Annotated in this window: 17 protein-coding genes and 1 pseudogene; 12 read left to right on the top strand and 6 right to left on the bottom strand. The window is 67.8% G+C overall.

The features are described from left to right. Positions 1 to 5: 5 nt before the first annotated feature. Positions 6 to 2,030 (bottom strand): asparagine synthase (glutamine-hydrolyzing), encoded by a 2,025-nt coding sequence (gene asnB, locus CHB73_RS12210; RefSeq protein WP_089274869.1) that lies wholly within the window; start codon positions 2,028 to 2,030, stop codon positions 6 to 8. Between the two features lie 164 nt (positions 2,031 to 2,194). Between asnB and CHB73_RS12215 the strand changes: the two genes are divergently transcribed. Continuing rightward, entirely contained in the window at positions 2,195 to 3,016 is an 822-nt protein-coding gene (locus tag CHB73_RS12215; protein ID WP_089274870.1) for a sulfite exporter TauE/SafE family protein, read from the top strand. A 42-nt stretch (positions 3,017 to 3,058) separates the two neighbouring features. Here CHB73_RS12215 and CHB73_RS12220 read toward each other — a convergent pair whose 3' ends face one another. Continuing rightward, positions 3,059 to 4,468 carry a sigma-54-dependent transcriptional regulator gene (locus tag CHB73_RS12220; protein WP_327438380.1) on the bottom strand — a complete coding sequence of 470 codons (1,410 nt, stop codon included), beginning with the start codon at positions 4,466 to 4,468 and terminating at the stop codon, positions 3,059 to 3,061. Beyond that, on the bottom strand, positions 4,465 to 6,432 hold the full coding sequence (locus CHB73_RS12225) for a hybrid sensor histidine kinase/response regulator (protein WP_089274871.1): 1,968 nt from the start codon (positions 6,430 to 6,432) through the stop codon (positions 4,465 to 4,467). Before CHB73_RS12225 ends, CHB73_RS12220 begins: the two co-directional genes overlap by 4 nt. Before the next feature lie 272 nt (positions 6,433 to 6,704). Between CHB73_RS12225 and CHB73_RS12230 the strand changes: the two genes are divergently transcribed. The 10 genes and pseudogenes from CHB73_RS12230 to CHB73_RS12275 form a co-directional block, all read left to right on the top strand. Next, on the top strand, positions 6,705 to 8,720 hold the full coding sequence (locus tag CHB73_RS12230; protein WP_089274872.1) for a CoB--CoM heterodisulfide reductase iron-sulfur subunit A family protein: 2,016 nt from the start codon (positions 6,705 to 6,707) through the stop codon (positions 8,718 to 8,720). Positions 8,721 to 8,743: 23 nt separating this feature from the next. Beyond that, entirely contained in the window at positions 8,744 to 9,214 is a 471-nt protein-coding gene (locus CHB73_RS12235) for a hydrogenase iron-sulfur subunit (protein WP_089274873.1), read from the top strand. A gap of 27 nt (positions 9,215 to 9,241) precedes the next feature. Beyond that, positions 9,242 to 10,384, top strand: coding sequence for a 4Fe-4S binding protein (locus tag CHB73_RS12240; protein WP_089274874.1), 1,143 nt, complete (start codon positions 9,242 to 9,244; stop codon positions 10,382 to 10,384). A 43-nt stretch (positions 10,385 to 10,427) separates the two neighbouring features. Beyond that, on the top strand, positions 10,428 to 13,934 hold the full coding sequence (locus CHB73_RS12245; RefSeq protein ID WP_089274875.1) for an FAD-dependent oxidoreductase: 3,507 nt from the start codon (positions 10,428 to 10,430) through the stop codon (positions 13,932 to 13,934). A gap of 4 nt (positions 13,935 to 13,938) precedes the next feature. Beyond that, on the top strand, positions 13,939 to 14,526 hold the full coding sequence (locus CHB73_RS12250) for a 4Fe-4S dicluster domain-containing protein (RefSeq protein WP_089274876.1): 588 nt from the start codon (positions 13,939 to 13,941) through the stop codon (positions 14,524 to 14,526). After that, complete coding sequence (locus tag CHB73_RS12255; RefSeq protein ID WP_089274877.1) at positions 14,523 to 15,410, top strand: CoB--CoM heterodisulfide reductase iron-sulfur subunit B family protein; 888 nt, start codon at positions 14,523 to 14,525, stop codon at positions 15,408 to 15,410. The genes CHB73_RS12250 and CHB73_RS12255 overlap by 4 nt, the downstream gene beginning before the upstream one ends. A gap of 33 nt (positions 15,411 to 15,443) precedes the next feature. Next, positions 15,444 to 16,394, top strand: coding sequence for a universal stress protein (locus CHB73_RS12260; RefSeq protein WP_089274878.1), 951 nt, complete (start codon positions 15,444 to 15,446; stop codon positions 16,392 to 16,394). Positions 16,395 to 16,404: 10 nt separating this feature from the next. Further along, positions 16,405 to 16,806, top strand: a complete 402-nt coding sequence (locus CHB73_RS12265; RefSeq protein ID WP_179217027.1) for a response regulator — start codon at positions 16,405 to 16,407, stop codon at positions 16,804 to 16,806. Between the two features lie 24 nt (positions 16,807 to 16,830). Further along, positions 16,831 to 18,126: a (Fe-S)-binding protein gene (locus CHB73_RS12270; RefSeq protein ID WP_089274880.1), complete on the top strand. Its 1,296-nt coding sequence runs from the start codon at positions 16,831 to 16,833 to the stop codon at positions 18,124 to 18,126. A gap of 137 nt (positions 18,127 to 18,263) precedes the next feature. Next, a pseudogene (locus tag CHB73_RS12275) lies at positions 18,264 to 19,478 on the top strand ((Fe-S)-binding protein); the annotation flags it as partial. 159 nt (positions 19,479 to 19,637) lie between these two features. On the opposite strand, the gene CHB73_RS12280 reads toward CHB73_RS12275, so the two are convergent. The 3 genes from CHB73_RS12280 to CHB73_RS12290 are packed head-to-tail and all read right to left on the bottom strand — an operon-like array spanning position 19,638 to position 22,450. Continuing rightward, entirely contained in the window at positions 19,638 to 20,114 is a 477-nt protein-coding gene (locus CHB73_RS12280) for a hypothetical protein (RefSeq protein ID WP_089274882.1), read from the bottom strand. Next, positions 20,111 to 21,463 (bottom strand): vWA domain-containing protein, encoded by a 1,353-nt coding sequence (locus CHB73_RS12285; protein ID WP_089274883.1) that lies wholly within the window; start codon positions 21,461 to 21,463, stop codon positions 20,111 to 20,113. The genes CHB73_RS12280 and CHB73_RS12285 overlap by 4 nt, the downstream gene beginning before the upstream one ends. Next, positions 21,464 to 22,450, bottom strand: coding sequence for an AAA family ATPase (locus CHB73_RS12290; protein ID WP_089274884.1), 987 nt, complete (start codon positions 22,448 to 22,450; stop codon positions 21,464 to 21,466). It lies immediately after the preceding gene. Between the two features lie 309 nt (positions 22,451 to 22,759). Here CHB73_RS12290 and CHB73_RS12295 point away from each other — a divergent pair, with 309 nt between their 5' ends. Further along, positions 22,760 to 23,389 (top strand): site-specific integrase, encoded by a 630-nt coding sequence (locus CHB73_RS12295; protein WP_089274885.1) that lies wholly within the window; start codon positions 22,760 to 22,762, stop codon positions 23,387 to 23,389. Positions 23,390 to 23,445 lie beyond the last annotated feature (56 nt).

A 23,445-nucleotide genomic window follows, 5' to 3' on the forward strand; every position in this document is an offset into this window, starting at 1 on the left:
GACCTCTACCCCGAAATGCCCGCGCTTTCCAGCCAGGACTGGAACATGAGCACGGGCCACAGGCGGTACTGGCGGTTGTAGCGGCCGCTTTGGTGTTCGGCCCAGGCGCGGGCCACGGGCGCGGGTTCGAAATAGCCCTCCATGGCCAGGCGCTCCGGGTCGATGAGGGCCTCGGCCCAGGGTTTGAGCGGCCCGCGCAGCCAGGCGTCCAGCGGGACGCCGAAGCCCGTCTTGGGACGCTCCCACAGGGGCCGGGGCACAAAACGCGCCAACAGTTCGCGCAGGGCCCATTTGCCCTGGCCGGACCGCACGCGCATGTGCGGCGGCAGGGTCCAGGCGAACTCCGCCACGCGGTGGTCCAGGTAGGGGGCGCGCGCCTCCAGCCCCACGCTCATGCCCGCGCGGTCCAGCTTGGTCAAAATGTCCTCGGGCAGGTACCAGGAGGAGTCCAGGAACTGCATCCAGGCGGTGCCGCCCTCCGGGCACAGGGCGGGCGCGGGCCAGCTGGCGGGCTGGCGCAGCACCCAGGGCGGCTCGCTGGCGTTGGGCACCAGCGCGCCGGGATCGGGCCAGGCCGAGACCAGGGCCGAGTAGAAGGCCGGGGCCACGCGCACGGGCAGGGCCAGTGCCAGCTTGTGCAGCTTCTCGCCCGGCAGGCGCTGGCGCGCGTCCTTGGGCAGCAGCGGGGCCAAAAGGGAGAACACGCGGTCCCAGGTGCGTGGGGACAGGCTTTGCAGGGCGCTCGCTGCGGCGCCGCGCAGACCAGGCGACACCCCGGCCAGCTGCGCCCACAGGGCCGCGCCCTTGGCGTGGCGGTTGTAGCCCGCGAAAATTTCGTCCCCGCCATCGCCGGTAAGGCACACGGTCACTTGCTCCCGCGCCAAGCCAGCCACCAGCCGGGCGGGCAGAAGCGAGGCGTCGGCGAAGGGCTCGCCCGCCACGTGCGAGAGCTTTCTTGCCAGCTCCAGGGCCTCCGCCGGGTGGAAGACTAGGGTGGTGTGGCGCGCCCCCAGGTGGTGCGCCACGGCCTCGGCCTGGCGCGATTCGTCGTAGGCTGCGCCCTCGCCTCCGGCGTAGCCGATGGTGAAGGTGCGCACGGCCTCGCCGCCGTCGCCGCGCGCCGCCTCGGCCATCAGCGCCGCCACAAGGGAGGAGTCGATGCCGCCGGACAACAGCGCGCCCACGGGCACATCGGCCAGCATCTGGCCGCGCACGCTCTGCCGCAGCAGGGCAAGCAGCCGCTCCAGGGCCTCCCCGTCCGATCCGGCGAAGGGCAGGGCGAGGCCCGCCTCGGCTACGGTCTTGAGGGACCAGTAAGCCTCCGGCGCGGGCAGGATTCCGGTCGCCAGGTCGTCTGCGCGCAGGGTCAGCAGCCGTCCGGCGGGCAGTTTGCGCACGCCGGAGAGGATGCTGTGGGGCGCGGGCACGCAGGACAGCCGCAGCAGGAGCGCCAGGGCGTTCCTGTCCACTCCGGGGCAGAAGCCCGTGCCGATGGTGAGCGCGCGCAATTCGGAGGCGAAAAGGAGTCGGCCGCGGGTGGCGGCGTAGAAGAGCGGCTTTTCGCCCAGCCGGTCGCGGGCGAAGGCGAGGGTCTTGTCCCGGCGGTCCCACAGGGCCAGGGCGAACATGCCCACGCAGCGGGCCAGGGCCTCCTTGGGTCCCCACAGGGCCAGGGCCTCCAGCAGGGTCTCAGTGTCGCTGCGGCCGCGCCAGGCCAGGGCCGGACGGCCGGAGTAGGCGCGGGCGGCGTCCACCTGGGCGCGCAGGTCTGCATGGTTGTAGATTTCGCCGTTCAGGCACAGCACGAAGCGGCCGCAGGCGCTGTGCATGGGCTGGGCTCCGGCCTCGGAGAGTTCAAGCACCGCGAGCCTGCGGTGCCCAAAGGCCAGTCCGCTCTCCGCATCGGTCCACACACCGCGCCCGTCCGGGCCGCGATGGGCCTGGAAATCGGCCATGCGCCCGGCTGTTTCCGCCAGGGCGTCGGCGGACAAACCGCCGGTTGGGTCGAAAATGCCCGCAATGCCGCACATATCCCGCCTGATATCAGGTCGCGTCGGCCGTGGCAATGGCGGGCGAAGGCAGGATGGCGGGCGTGTCTTTACAAGCGCCGATGGCGGACGTAGAAAGGCGGCTGCGATTCGCGCGCCCCGCTGATGCAGAGAACAGGGGGCGTCAACCCCCCCGGAGGCCCCCCATGATCACCGCCTGGTTGCTGTACATCGCCACCGGCGCCTTTGCCGGAGTCCTGGCCGGACTCCTTGGCGTGGGCGGCGGGCTCGTCATCGTGCCCATGCTCAACTTCGTGTTCCACCAGGTGGGACTGCCCGGCGACTACATCCAGCATCTGGCGCTGGGCACCTCGCTGGCCAGCATCATGTTCACCAGCGTTTCCAGCCTGCGGGCGCACAACCAGCGCGGAGCCGTGGTCTGGCCCATCGTCAAGGCCATCACCCCGGGCATCCTCATCGGCACGTTCCTGGGCTCCAAGGTGGCGGCGCACCTGTCCACGCAGTTTCTTTCCGTCTTTTTTGTGGTCTTTCTGTATTACGTGGCCGCGCAGATGCTGCTCAACATCAAGCCCAAGGCCTCGCGCCAGGTGCCGGGCACGGCGGGCATGTTCGGCGCCGGCGGGGTCATCGGCGGGGTGTCCAGCTTGGTGGGCATCGGCGGGGGCACGCTCTCCGTGCCCTTCATGACCTGGTGCAACGTGCCGCTGCACACCTGCATCGGCACCAGCGCGGCCATCGGCTTTCCCATCGCCATCGCGGGCACGGCCGGGTACATCGTGAACGGCATGGACGCGGCGCTGCCCGGCTGGCAGGCCGGGTATCTGGGCTTTCTCTACCTGCCCGCCCTTGTGGGCGTGGCCGCCACAAGCATCCTCACCGCGCCCCTGGGCGCGAAGCTCGCCCACAGCCTGCCCGTGGGCAAGCTCAAGAAGATCTTCGCCTTTCTGCTTCTCGCCATGGGCACCAAGATGCTCTGGCCGTTCATAACGCCGTACTTCGGCGCGTAGCGCGGAGCTGGCTTTGGCGCGGCGCGAAGGGGGGCAGGGCGATCAGCCTGCCTGGTGCTTTTTCAGCAGGGCGTAGAGCCTGGGGCGCGACAGGCCGGACACGGCGCAGGCCCGGGTCATGTTCCCCCCGGTTGCGGCAAGCAGTTCCCGCAGATAGTTCGCCTCGGTTTCGGCGATCGCCTTGAGCCGCACCTGCCGCAGGGGCGGCAGACACCCTGCCGCGCCAAACGCCGTGGCGCGCGGGGCGGCCGTCCGGCCTTCGGCTCGCTGCTGCGGCAGCGCGCCGCGCGCCAGGCTGACGCGGATGTTCGTCGGCAGGTGGGACGGCACCAGGACCGGGTCGTTCATGCCCGCGGCCAGGGAATGCTCCACCGCGTGGATCATCTCGCGCACGTTGCCGGGCCAGTTATAGAGCTCGAGCGCCTCCAGGTAGTCCGGCGAAATGCGCTTGGAGGGAATGCCCCTGAGTCGGCATTGCCGGGCCACGAAATGGCGGCACAGCAGGTCGATGTCGCCCGCGCGCTCCTTCAGCGGGGGCAGCGCCACGTTCATGGTGCGCACCCGGAACAGCAGATCCTGCCGGAATCCTCCGGAAGCGACGAGGGCGTCCAGGTCACGGTTCGTGGCCACCACCAGGCGGAAATCGCTTTCCACCTCCTTGACGCCGCCCACGGGCCGGAAGCGGCCGTCCTGCAGGACGCGCAGAAAGGCCTTTTGCACCGCCAAAGGCAGCTCGCCGATTTCATCCAGGAACAGGGTGCCCCGGTGCGCCTGGCGGATGAGCCCCTCGAAGCGGCGGTCGGCCCCGGTGAAGGCCCCGCGCTCGTAGCCGAACAGTTCGCTCTCCACCAGCTTGTCCGGCAGGGCGGCGCAGTCCACGATGACGAAAGGGTTGTCGGCCCGCGCGCTGTTGTCGTGTATGGCCCGGGCGAAAAGCTCCTTTCCGGTTCCCGTTTCGCCGGTGATGAGCGCCGCCGCCTGGGTGGACGCAGCCTGGGCCACAAGGTCCAGGCAGGCCTGTATGGCGCGGCTTTCCCCGATTATGCCGCTGCGCTTGAGGCCCAGCGGCAGCACCTTTTGCCTGCCTTGGTGGTGCTCCATGGCGCGCTGGATGGGCAGGCGGATGGTGCTCAAGGTGGGCGGCTTGGCGATGTAGCCCCAAGCTCCGCTGCGTATGGCCAGTTCCGCGCCTTCTGGGTCGCTGGCGCCGGTGAGGATGATGACTTCGGGGGCCGAGGGGCAGGCCTGGAACCGGGACAGGGCCTCCAGGCCGCAACCATCGGGCAGGCGCACGTCCAGCACCACGACGCTGTAGTCTCCGGACCTGGCCTTGTCCAAGCCCTCTTTGAGGCTTCCGGCCATGTCCGGATCGAAGCCCATTTGCGTCACGGCCAGGGCCAGGGCTTCGCAGAGCATGGAGTCGTCGTCCACGATGAGCACGCCGCGCATCATGCGTCCTCCTGCATGGGCCTGCGGGCCGGACGCCCCGCGCCACGGCCTTTGAGCAGCCGGGCCAGGGCCCCGGCCAGCACGTCCGCCCGGAAAGGTTTGATCAGGTATTCCTGCGCCCCCAGTCTCCACGCCCGTTCGCGGGACACCAGCGCACTGTGGCCGGTGGTCAGGATCACCGGCAGGTGCGGGTCGATCTTGAGCAGCTCGCGCACAAGCTCCGGCCCGGCCAGGCCCGGCATGGTGGTGTCGGTGATGACGGCGTCGAATCCGTGCGGGTCGCGCCGGAAAAGCTCCAGGGCCTCCTCGCCGCTCTGGCGGCATTCCGTCTGGTAGCCGAAGGACGACAGGCCCAGGGCGCAGGCGTCCAGGATGTCGGGTTCGTCATCCACCACCAGGATGCGCCCGCCGCCCAGTGGCGGCGCCGGGGAGGGCGACGGACCCTGCGCCGCGCTTTCGGGAAGACTGTCGGCCTGGGGCAGCAAGACCTCGAAGGCCGCGCCCTTGCCCGGCTGGCTTTCCACGCGGATGGCCCCGTGCAGATGGGTGACGATGTTGCGCACCACGGCGAGCCCAAGGCCCGTGCCGGAGCCATCGGTCTTGGTGCTGAAGAAGGGGTCGAAGATGCGCTCCAGGTGTTCCGCGGCGATGCCCTGGCCGGTGTCCTGGACGCGTAACAGCACATGGCGGCCGGGTTGGGCCTCCGGAAAGAGCGGGTCGCCGCCCGGCGGCACGAGGCGCTCCCCCAGGCTGAAGGACAGCACGCCCCCCGCCCCGCGCATGGCCCAGGCCGCGTTGGTGCACAGGTTCATCACCAGCTGGCCGGTCTGCGCCGGGTCGGCCAGGATGAGGTCGGCGTTTGTGTGGACCTGGATGCTGATGCCGATGGTGCTGGGCAGCCCCGGCCGCAGCAGCGCAAGGCATTCCTGCAGCACCGCGCCAAGGCGCAGCGGCCTGGGCTGGTCGGATTCCAGCTTCCGCCCGAGGCTCAGTATCTGCCGCACCAGATCCCCCGCGCGCAGCGAGGCCTTGAGGATGCGCTCCAGGGTCGGGCGCATGGGGTCGTCCTCGGGCAGGCCGTTCAGCCCCACATCGGAAAGCAGCACGATGGGCGCAAGGATGTTGTTGAAGTCGTGGGCGATGCCGCTGGCAAGGGTGCCGATGACCTCCATCTTTTGCGCTTGCCGCAGCTGGCGCTCCAGAATTTCCACATCGGTCACGTCGCGCCAGACGCTTACATGGCCGAGAATGCGGCCCCCCTTGCCCCGGATGGGCGCAACGGTCTTGTGGCAGCAGATGACCCGGCCGTCCTTGCAGGTGTTGCAGCCCTTGCCGCTCCAGGCGTCGCCCCGGGACAGGCTTTCGGCGATCTCCCCCAGACATCTGCGCTGCTCGTCCCCTTCGTAGAGCACGCCCACGGGGCGGCCGCGCAATTCGCGCAGGGTGTAGCCGGTCATGGCCTCGAAGGATTGGTTCAGATACTCCACGCGCATCTGTTCGTCGAAAAGGATCACCGCGTCCGCCGCCTGCTCCAGGGCCGAGGCCAGCCGCGTGCGCTCGCGTTCGGCCGCGCGCTGCGCGCTGACATCGCGGCAGAACACCGCCACCTGCGGGGTATGGCCCTGGGTTTCGCCCGGCACCGGGCGTATGCGCACCTCCAGCTCCTGCCCGCCAAAGAGCGACTCCTCGAAGGTCTCCGGCGCGCGCCCGGCGGCGCACCGTTCCACGGCCTGCGCCAGCCGCACGGCCTGCTCCAGGGGCAGGAAATCGTAGATGCGCTCGCCCGCCAGCTGTTCCGGCTCAAGATGGAACAGGGCAGCCATGGAGCGGTTGCAGGTCAGCACCGTGCCATCGGCGTGCAGCAGAAGCGCGTGGTCCGAGGCCGCGTTCAAGAGCGCACAGGCCATGTCGTCGCGTTGGGCGCGCGGCGCGCGCGCTTTCCCACGGCTGAAACGCGAAGTCCTCATTGCCCACCCCGCTTGCCGTTTGGCGCCTGGAACACCCCAGGCAAAAGTCTGATTCAGTCTTGCTATGCAAGAATCCGTCTTGCGATGCAAGACAATTCCCAGATGAATTAAAACACACGCATATTGTATGTGAAATGCATCGTTCCGGTATTGTATGAAAATACTGGACTGCGCCAATCGGCACGGTTTTTGAGATGGTGGCGTTCAAAACGACCCGCGCGCCAGGGCAATGTGTCCCGCGCGCCGGGTCGACAGAAAGGGGAGGTCGCCACATGGCCAGCAGAATCGGCGTGTATGTCTGCCACTGCGGCACCAACATCGCGGGCCGGGTGGATTCAGCAGGGGTGGCGCGCTTTGCGGCGGGACTCAAGAACGTCGTCGTGGCGCGGGACTACAAGTTCATGTGTTCCGACCCCGGCCAGGATCTCATCATCAAGGACATCCGCGAGCTTGGGCTGACGCGGGTGGTGGTGGCGTCGTGTTCGCCGCGTTTGCACGAAAAGACCTTCCAGAAGGCCTGCCAGCGCGGCGGCTTGAACCCCTTCCTGTTCCAGATGACCTGCATCCGCGAGCACTGCTCCTGGGTGGTGGCCGACCGGGAAGAGGCCACGGCCAAGGCCCGCACCCTGGTGGCCGCCGCCGTGGCCCGCGTGAACCATCACGACGAGCTGTTCTCCCGCGTGGAGAGCGTGCATCCGGATGTCATCGTCGTGGGCGGCGGCATCGCGGGCATCCAGGCCGCGCTCGACATCGCCAAGTCTGGCCACAAGGTGCATTTGGTGGAGAAAAGCTCGTCCATCGGCGGGCACATGGCCCAATTCGACAAGACCTTCCCCACCCTCGACTGCGCGGCCTGCATTTCCACTCCCAAGATGGTGGCCGTGGCCCAGGAGTCCAACATCAACCTCATGACCATGAGCGAGGTTGTGGAGGTGAAGGGCTACGTGGGCAACTACCAGGTGCGCATCCGCACCACGCCGCGCTACGTGAACCAGGATTTGTGCACCGGCTGCGGCCTGTGCATGGAGAAGTGCCCCCGCACCGTGCAGAGCGAGTTCGAGGAAGGCATCGGCACGCGCAAGGCCATCCACCGCAATTCGCCGCAGAGCGTGCCCAATACGCCGGTCATCGACCCCACGGTGTGCCTGCACTTCACCAAGGGCAAGTGCGGTGCCTGCCAGAAGAACTGCCCCTCCCAGGCCATAGACTACGAGCAGCAGGAGAGCTTCCTGGAGGTCCAGGCCGGAACCATCGTGCTGGCCACCGGCTTCGACATCATGGATCCCACCGGCATGTCGCAGTACGGCTTCGGCCGCTACCCGGAAGTCTACACCGGCCTGCAGTTCGAGCGGCTGAACAACGCCGTGGGCCCCACCGGCGGCAAGATCGTCATGAAGAACGGCAAGATGCCGCAAAGCGTGGCCATCATCCACTGCGTGGGCAGCCGCGACAAGAACCATCATGAATACTGCTCGCGCGTGTGCTGCATGTATGCGCTCAAGTACGACCACCTCATCAAGGACAAGGTGGGGCACAACACTGCGGTGTTCAACTTCTACATCGACATGCGCTGCTTCGGGAAGGGCTACGAGGAATTCTACCGCCGCGTGCAGGAGGAAGGCGTGACCTTTGTCCGCGGTCGGCCTGCCGAGGTGACCGACCAGGCCCAAAGTCCGGAGGAGCAGGGCAAGCTCATCGTTGTGGGCGAGGATACCCTGCTGGGCCAGCCCGTGCGCGTGCCCGTGGACATGGTGATCTTGTGCACGGCCATGGTGCCCCGGCGCGACGCGGCCGAAGTGGCGCGCGTGTTCGGCATCAGCCAGGGGCAGGACGGCTTCTTCCTGGAGGAGCACCCCAAGCTGGGCCCGGTCTCCACCGCCACCGACGGCATCTTCCTGGCCGGCACCTGCCAGGGCCCCAAGGACATCCCCGACGCCGTGGCCCATGCCTCGGGCGGGGCCGGACAGGCGCTCAGCCTGGCCGCGCGCGGCGAGGTCAGCATCTCGCCCACGGTGTCCTGGATCAACCCGGACATCTGCATCGGCTGCAAGGCCTGCATCGGCCTGTGCGCCTATTCGGCCATAGAGTTCGACGAGCGCCGCCACGTGAGCGTGATCAACGAGGCCATGTGCAAGGGCTGCGGCAGCTGCGCCGGGCACTGTCCCAGCGGGGCGGCCCAGGTGCGCCACTTCACCGAGCGTCAGCTCTTCGCCGAACTGGAGGGGCTGCTTTCGCCCGCGCCGCCGCCCATGCCGCAGCCCGTGCAGACCGCCGCCGAAACAGCCTGAAACCAAAGCCCTGGGAGGACGCCATGCAGGAACTGAACGTCGCCGAGGCCGCACAGCCGACCCCCGCGCCGGAGTCCGGCTTCGAGCCGGCCATCGTGGCCTTTGTGTGCAACTGGTGCACCTACACCGCCGCCGACCTGGCGGGCACGGCGCGCATGACCCAGACGCCGAACGTGCGGCTTATCCGCATGATGTGCACCGGGATGGTGGATCCCAAGTATGTCATCAAGGCCCTGCTCGACGGGGCGGATGCGGTGCTCATCTCCGGCTGCCACCCCGGCGACTGCCACTACATCAACGGCAACTACAAGGCGCGGCGCAGGGTGAAGCTACTGGGAGAGATTCTGCCCCGGTTCGGCATCGACAGCCGCCGTCTGAAGCTCACCTGGGTGGGCGCGAGCGAAGGCAATGAGTTCGCCGCCACGGTGAACCGGTTCGCGGCGGAGATCAAGGAGCTGGGGCCCATAGACACCCGGCGGCTGCGGCTTTTGTAGAACCCCAAGCTCTCGCGGAGGCACGCCATGGCAAGCATCGCCACGATCGAAGTCACAGACGGCAACCCCGTCGCAGCCCTGCGCGGGTTCTGCGCGCGTTTGCTTGAAAGCGGGGAGGTGACGGCTGTGCTGGCCCCCCGCACCCTGCCGGGCGGATTCGGCACCATGCCCGCCCTGATTGCGGAAACCGAAGGTTTGGCCGACGTGGATCCGCTGGCCCCGTCGTTCCGCATCAACGCGGCGCGGATGCTCACGCGGCTCACACGCGGTGCGGAGGACAGCACCATGGTCGCCGCCCTGCTGCGCCCCTGCGAGGTGCGCGCCTTCATCGAGCTGTGCAAGCTGAACCAGGGCAGTCTGGAGAACGCCCTCACCATCAGCGTGGACTGCTGCGGAGCCTTCGCCAACACGGACTACCCGCGCTTCGCGGCCGATGGCGGCGATTCCGGGTCCCTGAACGCGTTCCTCAAGGCGTCCGGCCGCGGTTCCTACAACGGCGTGCAAGTGGCGCGCGCCTGCCGCGTGTGCGAGCAGCCCGCCGGGGCCGAGGCGGATCTGTCCATCGGCGTGTTCGGGCAGGATGTGGAGAAGGGACTGCTGCTCATGGCCAACACGCCCAAGGGCGAGGGCTTCATGGCCCGGCTGGGGTATCCGGAGGCGTCCGGCTCCGGCGGGCGCGAGGAGGCTCTTGCGGAAATAGTGGCCGAGCGCACCCAGGCCCGGGACCAGATGTTCGCCGAGACCTCCAAGGCCACCGGCAGCATGGAAGGCCTGTCGCGGTTCCTTTCGGCCTGCGTCAACTGCTACAACTGCCGCATGGCCTGCCCGGTGTGCTACTGCCGGGAGTGCGTGTTCCTCACCGATGTTTTCGACCACAAGCCCTGGCAATACCTCTCCTGGGCGCGGCAGCGCGGCGCCATCAAGATGCCCACGGACACGGTGTTCTTCCACCTCACTAGGCTGGCGCACATGAGCACGGCCTGCGTGGGCTGCGGGCAGTGCTCCAACGCCTGTCCCAACGACGTGCCGGTTATGGAGCTTTTCCGGACCATTTCCGCGGGAACCCAGGCGGCGTTCGAGTACCAGCCGGGCAAGAACCCCAACGAGCCGCCGCCGTTGTCCGTGTTCCGCGAGCACGAATTCCCAGAGGTCACCGGAGGCCTCGACTAGCCCCGCCGCCAGCGCGGCCTGCCCATGAACGCGGGAGGGTCAGATGAAGAAGCAGTATGGAGCCCTGGTGGTTGGAGCGGGAATCGGCGGAATGCGCGCCGCCCTTGATCTGGCCGAGACCGGCTACAAGGTGGCCCTTATCGATGCGCGTCCCAGCCTGGGGGGCATTCTTACCCAGTTGGACCACCAGTTCCCCTCCGACCACTGCGGCATGTGCAAGATGCTGCCGCTCACCCAGCGCGACCAGTCCAGCCAGTACTGCCTGCGCAAGGGGTTCTTCCACAAGAACATCGACATCTTCACGCACACCGAGCTCAAGGCGCTGGAAGGCGACCCCGGCAAGTTCCACGCCACCTTGAGCCGCCGCTCCACCTTTGTGGACCCCACGCGCTGCGTAAGCTGCGGGGCCTGCGCAGAGGCGTGCCCCGTGCGCGTGCCGAGCGAGTTCAACGCGGGCCTGGGAACGCGCACCGCCGCCTACCTGCCCGTGCCGCACAACATCGCCAACCACTATGTGGTGGACCTGGACAACTGCCAGCGGTGCTGGCGCTGCTTCGAGGCCTGTCCGACCAAGGCCATCGACTTCAAGTTCGACGACCGTCCCGGCTTCCACATCCTGGTGGCCACTCCCGACCGCGAGCTGGCGGAGAACCTGCCGCAGTGGCTCAAGAAGGAAGGGTTCCCCCTGCACATTACGGAAAGCGCCGAGGACGCCGTGGCGCAGATCGCCGAGGGGCTCGACGCGCGGCTGGTGCTGCTGGACCTGGATTTGCCCGCGGCCGAGGCCGAACGCGTGCTGCGCCGCGTCCAGGAGCTGCGCCCGGGAATCACCGTGCTGCCCCTTGCCGCGCCGGAAAAGCGGGACTTCGCCGCTGAACTGCAACGTCTGGGCGCGGGCGAGTTGCTGCCCAAGCCCCTGGACCGGGCGTCCTTCGTGCCCCGGCTGGACAAGCTGTGTATGCGGCTGATGTCCGACGAGAGCCTGGAGTTCGAGGTAGGCTCGGTGATCCTGGCGGCCGGTTTCGAGTGCTTCAACCCGGCCGATGCGCCCAACGGCTGCGCCGACGTGCTGCTGTACGGAACCCATCCCGGCGTGCTCACCTCGCTGGAGTTCGAGCGCCTTTTGAGCTCCACCGGCCCCACCGGGGCAAGGCTTGCGCGTCCGGGCGACGGCGCGCCCCTCAGGCGCATCGCCTGGCTGCAGTGCGTGGGCTCGCGCGACCTCAAGCTCAAGGCCGATTTCTGCTCGTCCATCTGCTGCATGATCTCCCTCAAGGAGGCCATGTTGGCCAGGAGGAGCATCGGCAGCGAGGCCGAGACGACCATTTTTTACATGGACCTGCGCACCCCCGGCCGCGACTACCAGCGCTACCGCGACGAGGCCGAGGCCGCCGGAGTGCGCCTGGTGCCAGCGCGGCCGCATTCCATCCTGCCCGGGCCGGACGGCGGGGTCATCATCCAGTATTTCGACTACGCTGGCGAGTTGCGGGAGGAGAACTACGACGCGCTTGTGCTGGCCGTGGGCGCGCGGCCTCCCAGAAACATGGAGGGCCTGGCCCTGGCCGCCGGGGTGGAGGTGAACGAGAACGGCTTCTGCGCCACCAAGCCCCTTTCGCCCAACCGCACCAGCCGCCTGGGGGTGTTCGCCGCCGGGGCCTTTGGCGAGCCCGCCGACATCCGTTCCTCGCTCATCCAGGCCGGGGCCGCGGCCATGGGCGCCTCGCGCATGATGCGTGTGTACCACGGCCCGCGTGAGGAGGCGGCCGAAGAGCAGCCCCAGTACGCGGACGTGTCGCGGCAGTCGCCGCGCGTGCTTGTCGCGCTGTGCTCCTCCTGCCCCACGCTGGAGCGCAGCCTGGACATCGAGGCCTTGCGGGGGCGGATGCGCGCCCTGCCCGGCGTGGTGGAGGTGCTGGACCTGCCCCGCGCCTGCACCCGCGAGGGCTGGGAGCTTCTGCGCCAGGCCGCGGGGGCGGCCAAGCCCAACCGCGTGCTCGTCGGTGCCTGCCTGCCCTACATGCACGTGCCGCGCCTGCGTGAGCTGGGCGAGGCCATCGGGCTTAATCCGGCACTCATGGACGTTGTGGACATCCATACCGCCAGCTTCGCGGCCGGAACCGACGTGGCCGGGCCGACCGAGGCTCGCGCCGAGGAGACCGCCTCGGTGCTGGCCATAGCCGCGGCAAGACTTTTGGGGGCCGATCCCTCGCCCCTGCCCATGACCGGGCAGGTTTCGCCCCAGGCCCTGGTGGTGGGCGGCGGCTTGGCCGGCATGACCGCCGCCATGGGCATAGCCGACCAGGGCTACAAGGTGGTGCTGGTGGAGGAGGCCGAGCAATTGGGCGGGCAGGCCATGAACCTGCGCGCCACCCTGGAGGGCGACGACCCCGTGCGCTTCATGGAGGAGCTCATCGAGCAGGTGGAGAAGAACCCCAACATCCGCGTGCTCAAGGATTCGCGCGTGGTGCTCTCCCGCGGGCGGGCCGGGCGGTTCCATACCGTGGTGGCCACCGGCGAGGGCGTGGCCCACAGCCTGCACCACGGGGCCACCATCCTGGCCACCGGCGGGCACGAGGCCAAGGTCTACGAGTACGGCAACCGTGTGCACAAGTGCGTGCTGACCCAGATGGAGCTGGAGCAACGCCTGGCCGACGGCTCTGTGGACGCCGCGCGCCTGGGCGGGGTGGCCATGATCCAGTGTTGGCGCTCTCGCGACGAGGAACGCAACTATTGCAGCCGCGTGTGCTGCCACAGCGCCCTCAAGAACCTGCTGCTGCTCAAGAAGCGCAACCCCGGGCTGCCCGTATTCGTGTTCTACCGCGACATCATGACCACGGGCTCAAGCGAGCGCTTCTACACCGAGGCGCGGCGCAGCGGGGCCATCTTTATCCGCTACACTCCGGAGGCGCGGCCCACGGTGACGTTCGAGGACCACAAGCCGGTGATCCGGGCCACGGACCCGGTGCTTGGCCGGGAGATCGAGCTGCGGCCCGACCTGCTGGCGCTCTCCAGCGGGGTGGTGCCCAACGACGTGTCCGAGCTGGCCGAGCTCTTCGGTGTGGGCCTTACCCAGGACGGCTTCTACCAGGAGGCCGAGAGCAAGTGGCGGCCTGTGGACTTCCTGAAGCATGGCGTGTTCGCCTGCGGCCTGGGCCTGGGGCCGTCCACCATGCGCGAGACCATCCTTTCGGCCAAGGCCGCGGCCCAGCGCACGGTGCGCATTCTGAGCGAGAAGAGCCTCTCCTGCGGCAATGCCGTGGCCGAGGTGCGGCACAGCCTGTGTTCGCGCTGCGGCCGCTGCATCGGGGTGTGCGCCTACGGCGCGCGCGCCCTGGACATGGTCCACGACCGCATCGAGGTGGACGAGCAGCTGTGCCAGGGCTGCGGCTCCTGCGTGGCCGTGTGTCCCAACAGCGCCACCGTGCTGCGCGGTTTCCGCGACGAGCAGGTCATGGCCGTCATCGACGCGGCCGTGGCCCGTGCGCCGCAGTGTGCCAAGCAACCCCCGCAGAGCCGGGAAAACCGGGCAGAAGCCCCAATGGGAGGGTGACGCCATGAACCGCCCAACGCCCGCCATCACCTTTGCGCCGCAGCCGCCCCCGGCCGCCGGGGCCGCAGCCCTGGCGCAAGTGCAAGACATGGTGCGCGCCTGTATGCAGTGCGGCACCTGCACCGGCTCCTGTCCAAACGCCCACGCCATGGACCTGACCCCGCGCCGCATGTGGCGGATGCTGCTGTTCGGCCAGGTGCGGGAGGTGCTGGACAGCCGCAGCTTCTGGCTGTGTTCGGCCTGCTACGCCTGCACCCTGCGCTGCCCGCGCGGGCTGCCGCTCACCCAGGCCATGGCCGCCCTCAAGCGGCTGGCCGCGGCGGAGCCGGACCCCGCAGCGCACAAGAAGGCGCTCTTCTACGCGGAGTTCATGCACAACGTGGAACGGCGCGGCCGCGTGCGCGAAACGGAGCTGATGCTGCACTATTTCATGGGAATGCACGATGCGTTGCTGCCCCTCAAGTATACGCCGCTTGGCCTCAAGCTGCTGCGGCGGGGCAAGCTGCATTTGGGCGCGGCGCCGGGAGAGGGGCATCTTACGGACCTGCGGCCGCTCTTTGAAAAGGTCCGCAGCATGGAGGCCCGGTCATGAAGTATGCATACTACCCCGGCTGTTCCTTGCGCGCCAGCGCGGAGGAGTACGACGTGTCCTGCCGCGAGTCCCTTGCGCATCTTGGCGTGGAGCTTGTGGAGCCCCCGGACTGGACCTGCTGCGGGGCCAGCGCGGTGGAGCCCGTGAGCGGACTGCTTTCCTACGCTCTGCCCGCCCGCAATCTTGCCCTGGCCGAACGCGATGCGCCCGGTCTGGACCTGCTGGCCCCGTGCAGCGCCTGCTACCTGAACCACCTGCGCGTGGAGCGCGAATGCGCCAAGGACCGCGCCCTGGCCGCCCGCGTGGGCGAGGCCATCGGCGTGGAGGGGCTGCGTTACCAGGGCGCGGCGCATGTGCGGCACCTGCTCGACGTGCTGGCCAACGACATCGGCGCGCAGGCCATTGGCGAGGCGGTGACGCGGCCCCTGGAGGGGCTGACCGTGGCGGCCTATTACGGCTGCCAAGCCTTGCGGCCCTATGCGGCCTTCGACGACCCGGAACATCCCCGCTCCATGGGCGTGGTGCTTGCCGCCCTGGGTGCCAAGGAGATTGTGTGGGGCATGGCCACGCATTGCTGCGGGGCCTCGCTTATGGCCACCAAGCCCGAGGCCGCCCTGGTTTCGGTGGGGGCCATACTCGGCGCCGCGCAGAAGGCCGACGCCATCGTCACCGTGTGCCCCATGTGCCAGATGAACCTCGAAGCGTACCAGTCCGAGGCCCTGAAGGCCGGGGGCGGGGGGCGCGAGGTCTCGGTGCTGTATCTCAGTCAGCTCATGGGGCTGGCCTTCGGCCTGCCCGAATCGGCGGTGCTGCTGGACAAGAACCTGGCGGTGACGGACGCGCTCAAGCGCACGCTGCGCGCGCCCGCCGCCGCCGTTGCTTGATTGGCCAAGGAATTGAAACAGGAGGATAGGCACATGTTCAAGGACATCCTTTTGGCCATCACCCCCTCGGAATTGTGCGACTGCGCGGCCGATGCGGCCTTCCACTTCGCGCAGCGGTTCGAATCCCGCCTGGTGTTGCTGCACGTATGCGGAATGCGCCAAGGCTGGGGCGAGATGGAGTTTCTGGAATCTTCGGGCGAGGTTTCGCGCATCAAGGCCTCGGTGGAGGACTATTACAAGGACAAGCTGCGCGGGCTCAGCAACTACGAGGTCAAGGTGGTTCCCGGCGTGCCCCATGCGGAGATTCTGCGCATCGCCCGCAAGATGAATTCGGACCTCATCGTCATGGGGCCGCACACCAAGGAATACGCCGAGGTGCGCTCGCGCATGTGGGGCATGACCGGAAGCACGCTGGAGCAGGTGAGCCAGAAGGCGGCCTGCCCGGTGATGATCGTCACCAGGTCCACCCCTTACGGCGAGCACAACTTCCTGAACATCGTGGCCGCCACGGACTTCTCCGACCAGGCCGACTGCGGCGTGTTCTACGGCGGGCAGATCGCCCGGCACTACAAGGCCGGCCTTACGGTGTTCCACTGCGTGGACGCCGGCACGGAGTCCGGCCGGGTCTCCATGACCCAGGCCGAGGTGAAGCAGGCCATCGCCGAATCCAAGTCGCGCCTGGAGGACCGCTACGGCGCCAAGCTCAAGGGCATCAAGGATTGCGCCTTCGAGGCCTGGGAGGGAGTGCCCGCCATGGAGATCCTGAAGCTGGCGCGGATGCGCGAGGCCAGCCTCATCCTCATGGCCCACCACACCCGCGAGCGTGATCCCGAAAAGGCCTTCCTTGGCTCCACCGTGGTGCAGGTGGCCCTGAACTCCACCTGCCCCACCATGAGCGTCAACAGGCACTTCGATCTGCGTTGCGGGCTCATGTACGACCAAAGCGGCGATGTGGCGGTCGAACCCCGCGGCGCGGCCGTGTAAGGGGGCGGACATGGAAGGGCGGACGCGGGTTCTTGTGGTGGACGACGAGCAGCGCTTCGCCGCCAACCTGGTGAAGCTGCTCGGCATACACGGCATTGACGCCGAGGCCGCCTTCAGCGGCGAGGAGGCGCTGCCGCGCTTGAGGGAGGGCGAGCACCACGTTGTGCTTCTGGACGTGCGCCTGTCCGGAATCACCGGGCAGGCCACCCTGGAGCGTCTGCGCCAGGAGGGCGTGGCGGCCAAGGTCATCGCCCTCACGGGGCACGCCTCGGCGGAGGACGCGCTCGAACTCATCCGCCTGGGGGCCTTCGACTACCTGCTCAAGCCCTGCAACACGGAGCGGCTGCTGGAAGTCATCGGCAAGGCCAGGGCCAGATACGACGAGGAGCGCGCCGGAACCCCGGCGCGCTAGCCCCCCAAGCCAAGGAGGACGGTCATGGGCGAAGCGGCCATTGTGATGGAGCCCAGGCGCAGCGAGTTCCTTTCCAAGGTGATGGAATTGCTGCCGGAGGGCGGAAACCTGTCCATGTGCCTCACCTGCGGGCTGTGCGCCTCCGGGTGCCCGGCCTCCGGCCTGGAGGGCATGGATCCGCGCAAGTTTCTGCGCCTGTGCGCCTTGGGGCAGGACGAGGAGGTGCTCTCCACCCCCTGGGTGTGGATGTGCACCATGTGCCAGCGCTGTGTGTACGCCTGCCCCATGCAGATAGACATTCCCCGGCTGGTGTACGAGGCGCGCACCGCTTGGCCGCGCGAAAGCCGACCCAAGGGCATACGCGGCTCCTGCGACCAGGCCCTGAAAAATGAGAGCAACTCGGCCATGGGCGCCCGCAGCGAGGACTTTGTCTACGTCGCGGGCGACATCCTGGAGGAGGTCAAGGAGAACCAGCCCGGCTGGGAGGATTTGCAGGTGACGTTCAACCGCCCCGGGGCGGAGTACTTCCTGAACCAGAACTCGCGCGAGCCGGTGACCGAGCCGGACGAAATGGTGCCCCTGTGGAAGATTCTGCACACCGTGGGCTGCGACTGGACGTACGGCACCCTGGGCTGGGCGGCGGAGAACTACTGCATGTTCCTGGCCGACGACGCCGCCTGGGAGACCATAGTGCGCAACAAGGTGAAGGCCGTGGAGGACCTGGGGTGCAAATACTGGCTCAACACGGAGTGAGGCCACGAAATGTACGCAGTCCGGGCCGGACTGCAGAAGTTCAACATCACTCCCAAGTTCGAGATAGAGAGCATCATTCGCCTGTATGCGCGCTGGATACGCGAAGGCAAGCTTGCGGTCAGCTCCGACTGGAACAAGGAGCTTGGCGTCACCTTCACTGTCCAGGACCCGTGCCAGCTGGTGCGCAAGTCCTTTGGCGACCCCGTGGCCGAGGATCTGCGGTTCGTGGTCAAGTCGGTGGTGGGCGAGGAGCACTTCATCGACATGTGGCCCAACAAGTCCAACAACTACTGCTGCGGCGGGGGCGGCGGCTACCTGCAGTCCGGCTACACCGAGCAGCGCAGGGCCTATGGGGACCGCAAGCTCCGGCAGATTCTGGACACGGGCGCGGACTACTGCATCGCCCCCTGCCACAACTGCCATTCGCAGATTCATGATTTGTCCGAGCATTCGGGAAGGCACTTCCCCGTGGTCCACCTGTGGACGCTGATCTGCCTTTCCATGGGCTGCCTTGGCGAGAACGAGCGCAGCTACCTGGGCGAAGACCTGGCCAACGTGGGGTTGTGACGCACCCGGTGCGCGCCCGGCCCCAGCGAAAAGGCCGGGCGCGCACCGAAACGCCACACCTCACGGAGGCTACCGCAATGAACGCAGTCATTCCCGCCCCGCTCAACGAGACACTCCGCCCGTATCTTTCCCGGTTCGACTTCAGCATGTGCATGACCTGCGGGGCGTGCAGCAGCGGCTGCCCCGCCTCCGGCCTTGCGGGCATGGACCCGCGCAAGCTGTTGCGCATGGCCGCCCTGGGCCTGGAAGAGGAACTGTTGTCCACGCCGTGGGTCTGGATGTGCACCATGTGCTTCCGCTGTGTGCGGGTGTGCCCCATGCAGGTGGATATCCCCGGCCTGGTATACGCGCTGCGGGCCAGCTGGCCGCGGGAAAAGAAGCCCAAGGGCATCATCGGATCCTGCGACCAGGGCTTGAAGACCGAAGGCGCGAGCGCCGTGGGGCTTTCCAGCAAGGACTTCGCGTTCGTGGTGGGCGATGTTCTGGAGGAGGTGCGCCAGAGCCAGCCGGAGTTCAAGGATTTGCAGGCTCCCATCGACCGTAAGGGCTCGTATTTCTTCGTGAACCAGAACTCGCGCGAGCCCATGCAGGAGCCGGACGAAATGGTGCCGCTGTGGAAGATCCTCCACCTGGCCGGGGCGGACTGGACCTACGGGACGGCGGGGTGGGGCGCGGAGAACTACTGCATGTTCGCCGCGGAGGACGATCATTGGCGCGAGGTGCTGGAGAAGCAGGCGGCGGGCGTGAGGAAGCTCGGCTGCAAATCATGGGTCAACATCGAGTGCGGCCACTCGTTCTATTCCATCTGGGCCGGCTTGCAGCGTTTCAACATCGACCCCGGCGTGGAGTTCGACCACATCGTGAACTGGTACGCCCGCTGGATTCGGGAAGGGAAGCTGAAGCCCAGCTCCGACTGGAACAGGAAGCTGGGACTGCGGTTCACCGTGCAGGATCCCTGCATGGCCGTGCGCAAGTCCATGGGCGATCCCTTCGCCGACGCGCTGCGCTTTGTGGTCAAGGCCTGCGTGGGCGAGGAGCACTTCGTCGACATGTGGCCCAACAAGTCCAACAACTACTGCTGCGGCGGGGGCGGCGGCTTCCTCCAGTCCGGCTTCAAGGAGGCCCGCCTGGCTTACGGCCGCGTCAAGACGGCGCAGATTCTCGCCACCGGGGCCGACTACGTCATCACCCCCTGCCACAACTGCCACGCGCAGATCGAGGAGCTTTCGCACCACGCCAAGGGCGGCTGGAAGACCGTGCATCTGTGGACCATGCTCTGCCTCGCCATGGGCTGCCTGGGCGAGAACGAGCGCGGCTACCTGGGCGAAGACTTGGCGCAAGTGGGATTGTGAGGGGGCTGCGGCCTGGGCGCCGGGCGCAAAAAAGCCCGGCTGTCCTGGGCTGGCCGGGCAGGCGGCACCCTTGCTTCGGGCCCCGCCCAGGCGAGGGTCAGGGTACGCCGCCGGGAATAAGCCTACGACAGCGCGGCGCGTGTGTCCAGGGGCCGCACCTCAGCCCCTGGCCGCCTCCGGGTTCACCAGGCGCAGGAGCCGTTCGGCCGCAAAGGCCGGGGCGATGGCCCGCCGCGTCTCGCGGGTGGTCTCCAGATCGCCGCGCAACTGCAGGGGCGCGCTGGCCGCCGCAGCCTCCAGGGCGCGCTCGAAGGCCTGGCGCAGGGCCTGGAAAGACGCCTCCACTTCCGGATACGCGTTGCCCTCGCGCCAGGGCAGCCGGAGCACTTCGGTCAGCTCCCCGGTCTTGTGCGCGGGCGTGGCCAGCTGGTGGAACTCCGCAGGTGACCATTGGCCGCGCTCGTTCTGGCCGGGCCAGCAGTAGTCCCAGCTGGCGTCCGGCGGCTTGGGGATCTGGCTTGCGATGCGCACCATGGGCACGCCCAGCTCGCGCTCGAACTCCGTGAGCGTGACGGTGTACCGGAGCACCGGGCGGAAATTGCCGCGCTTCTTGGTGATGACCCATTCGATGTTCACTGGCGCTCCTCCATGATGATGGCCTCCCCGAAGGGGGGCGGGTCGAAGTCTCTGGCCGGGGTGACCCAGAGCACGGGATAGCCTGGGTCCTCTGGGTAGGCGTCGCTGGCGAGGTCGGTGAAGTACACGAGACAGGCCGGGTCCGCGCCCTCCTGGGCCAGCAGCTCGAAGGGCGGGCGAAAGCTGGTGCCCCCGCCTCCGGCGGCGGTGAAGTCCAGGGGCAAATCCAGGCTGGAGAGCCGTCTGACGGAGGTGAGGGCCGCGTCGCAGGTGAGCACCGTGATCTCGGCGCTGAACTCCTCCAGCACGGCGGAAAGCTCGGCCGCGAAGCGCTCCAGTTCCGCCTGGGTGATGCTTCCGGACACGTCCACGGCCACGGCGATTTCCGCAAGCTCCAGATTCTCCAGCCCCGGCAGGTACAGCCCGCTGTGCACATGGCGACGGTTGGGGCGCACCCAGGAAAAGTCGTTGCGCGCGGCCTTGGACAGGAAGCGGCGCAGCAGTTCGCGCCAGCCCAGGGCGGGAAACAGCCTGCGCGCGGCCAGGCGCTCCAGGCAGCCGGGGAGCTTGCCGCATTCGCGGGCCTTGTGCAGGGCCTGGGCCAGGGCGGCGTTCCAGGCCTCTTCTTCGAGATTGTTCGACGAGCCTTCCGGAGCGTTCGCGCCGGAGCTGTGGTCGCGCACCTCTCCGCTCATGCCGGGATCGCTGCTCTCCGCGCGCTCCTCCCCCGCGTCCCCGGAATCCCCGCCCGCCGCGGCAAAGGGCTGGTCGCCCGGTTCACCCTTGCTCTGGCCGCCCGGCTCGGGCTCCTGGTCGCCTTGGCCGCCGCTGTCGCCCCCTGCGCTGGTGGCGTCCATGTCTTCGGCGGGCCTGCTTTCCTCCTCGTTGCCGCCTCCGCTGGCCCCGCCCTTGACCTCGTCCATGCCGTACACAAGCTCGGCGTAGATGGCGTCGGCGCTCTTGCCGTGGTGCGCCGGATCGTCCAGGTAGCCCGTGGGCAGGCTCAGGCCCGCCTCCAGCAGGATGGGATTGATGGCGTAGTCGCAGGCCTTGTTCCAGATCTTGGCGTCGCGGTCTTTGCGGCGCAGGTGGTGCAGACAGGCCAAGTGCAGCACCTCGTGGCACTGCAGGCCTTTGATGCGCTCCAGGGACACGGCGTTGACGTAGCCCGGATTGTAGGCAAGCACCTTGCCGTCGGACCAGGCCGTGGAGCAGTGGCGGTCTTCGCGCAGTTCCAGGCGCAGGGCCAGGCTGGCGAAAAAGGGATGGTCGAGCACCAGGGCGCTTCTGGCCCTGACCATCTTGAGGCGCGCGGCCCGGTCCTCCGTTTTCTCGCCGGTCTGGTCCATCTAGACCACCAGCACGTCGCTGTTGGCGCAGGCCCAGCCCTTGAACGCCTCGGTCTCCACGATGGAGGGCTCGGTGGCGGCGGCGTCGCGCATGAGCAGCACGCCGAACTCCACGGGTAGGCGTCCGGCCAGCACGGCCAGGCTCGGCATGGCCCCGTCCGAAGCCTTGCGCGCCACGGACTCGCACAGGGCGTAAATGGCTGCGGGCTCTTCGGGAATGCGCACTCCGCCGGGGTTGGCCAGCACGGCGTCGGTTTCTGGCAGGCTGTCGCAGATGTCCAGGTAACCCAGGCATTCCAGGGCCGCAGCCTCGCCAACCGCGCCGCGCAGCAAGGCCCCCAGGGCCTCGCGGCCGGGCCGCGCGTCAAGAATGCGCGAAACGAACTCCCAGGAGCGCGGGGAGGGGAAGGCCTTCTCGCCGGAGAGCGGATCGTGGGCGTGCAGCAGCTTGGGCCGGAAGCGCAAAAATGCCCGGAGCCTGGAATCCACGCCCGCGCCTTCGGCCCAGGACAGCCAATCGTCCAGGTCGGGTTCGAAGTCCAGGTGCACCAGACGGTTCGCCAGGGCCGAGGGCATCCGGTGGGTGATTGCCCGGTCGGACTCGCGGTTGCCTGCGGCAAGCACGGTCCAGCCTTCGGGCAGGGCGTACTCGCCCAGCTTGCGGTCCAGGATGAGCTGATAGCAGGCCGCCTGCACCAGGGGCGGGGCGGAATTGAGCTCGTCCAGGAAGAGCACGCCGCGCCCGGCGCGCGGCAAAAACGCGGGCGGGCACCATACGGCTGCGCCCTGGGCGTCTATGCGCGGCAACCCGCGCAGATCGACCGGGTCGAGCAGCACGGCGCGCACGTCGATGAGTTCGAGGCCCCTGGAGGCTGCGGCCTGCGCCACGACTTGGCTTTTGCCCACCCCGGGCGCGCCCCACAGGAAGGCGGGCTGCCGGATGTCCATCAGGGTGGCCAGGGCGGAAACGATTTGAGACGGTTTCATGAGCTGGATCCTCCAGTGGTGTCTGGAGGGATGGTATTGAAAATGAAATTCAAGGTCAAGTGTTGGCGATGCTGTTTCGAAGGTGGCGAATCAAACTTGGCGACATGGCCGAGCGGCTCCGCAAGGCTGGCGCAGGCTGGCGGGGCGCATGGACACGGGCGCACACGACGTGACGGCGTTCATGGGGTTCCCGGCCCTGCACCGGGTGCCGCTGCGCAGCGCGAAACCGCTGGAGCCATTGAACAAGGACGTGTAGCGCAGGGCCGACGTGGTGGGCATCTTTCGAAAGGAAGCGCAACTCTCAGGCTTATGGTGGCGGCGTTGCTGGAACAGAGCGACGAGCGGCAGCTCCAGCACCGTTCCCGGCTCACGCTGGAAGCGCTGGATCGTATTATTGCGAATGCGCCGGAGCATCTCGCCTGGGCAATTCAAGTGGCGTGGAATATTCCCTGCCGTCCTGGCCAGTATCTGTATTCGCTCACGTTTTCGGAGAACGTGAAGTGGAAGCAGGGCGGCGTGGAGGTGTTTCACCGAAAGGTCCAGAAATGGGCGTTCGTCCGGTGCTCGGACGAGTTCATGCTGGCTCTGGAGGAGCGGCGGCATTTGCATAAGAGTGGACATCTCATCGAATATCAAGGCAATCCGGTTGCCGACATCGGCACGGCCTTCAGCAATGCCGCCAAGCGTGCCGAGTTGGATTACGATGTCTGCCCGTACGACATCCGGCACCTTTGGATCACGACAATGCTCGACAAGCAGGTGGAGATTTCCGCCATCGCCCACTTGGCCGGCACCAGTGTGCGCATGATCATAAAAAACTACTACGAACCGCATTCCTCGGAGACGGAAAAGGCGGCCGCACTGTTGCCGAAGCTCGGAACCGCGCAGGAGACGCCGCTGCGGTTGGTTGACCGTGTCAGGCCGGTTCAGGTGGCATGAGGATTTGACACGGCAAAGATGAAGGGGCTTGCCTTTGCGGAGGCAAGCCCCTTCAT

Origin of the sequence: Humidesulfovibrio mexicanus, assembly GCF_900188225.1 — a bacterium.
Taxonomy (GTDB): Bacteria; Desulfobacterota; Desulfovibrionia; order Desulfovibrionales; family Desulfovibrionaceae; genus Humidesulfovibrio; species Humidesulfovibrio mexicanus.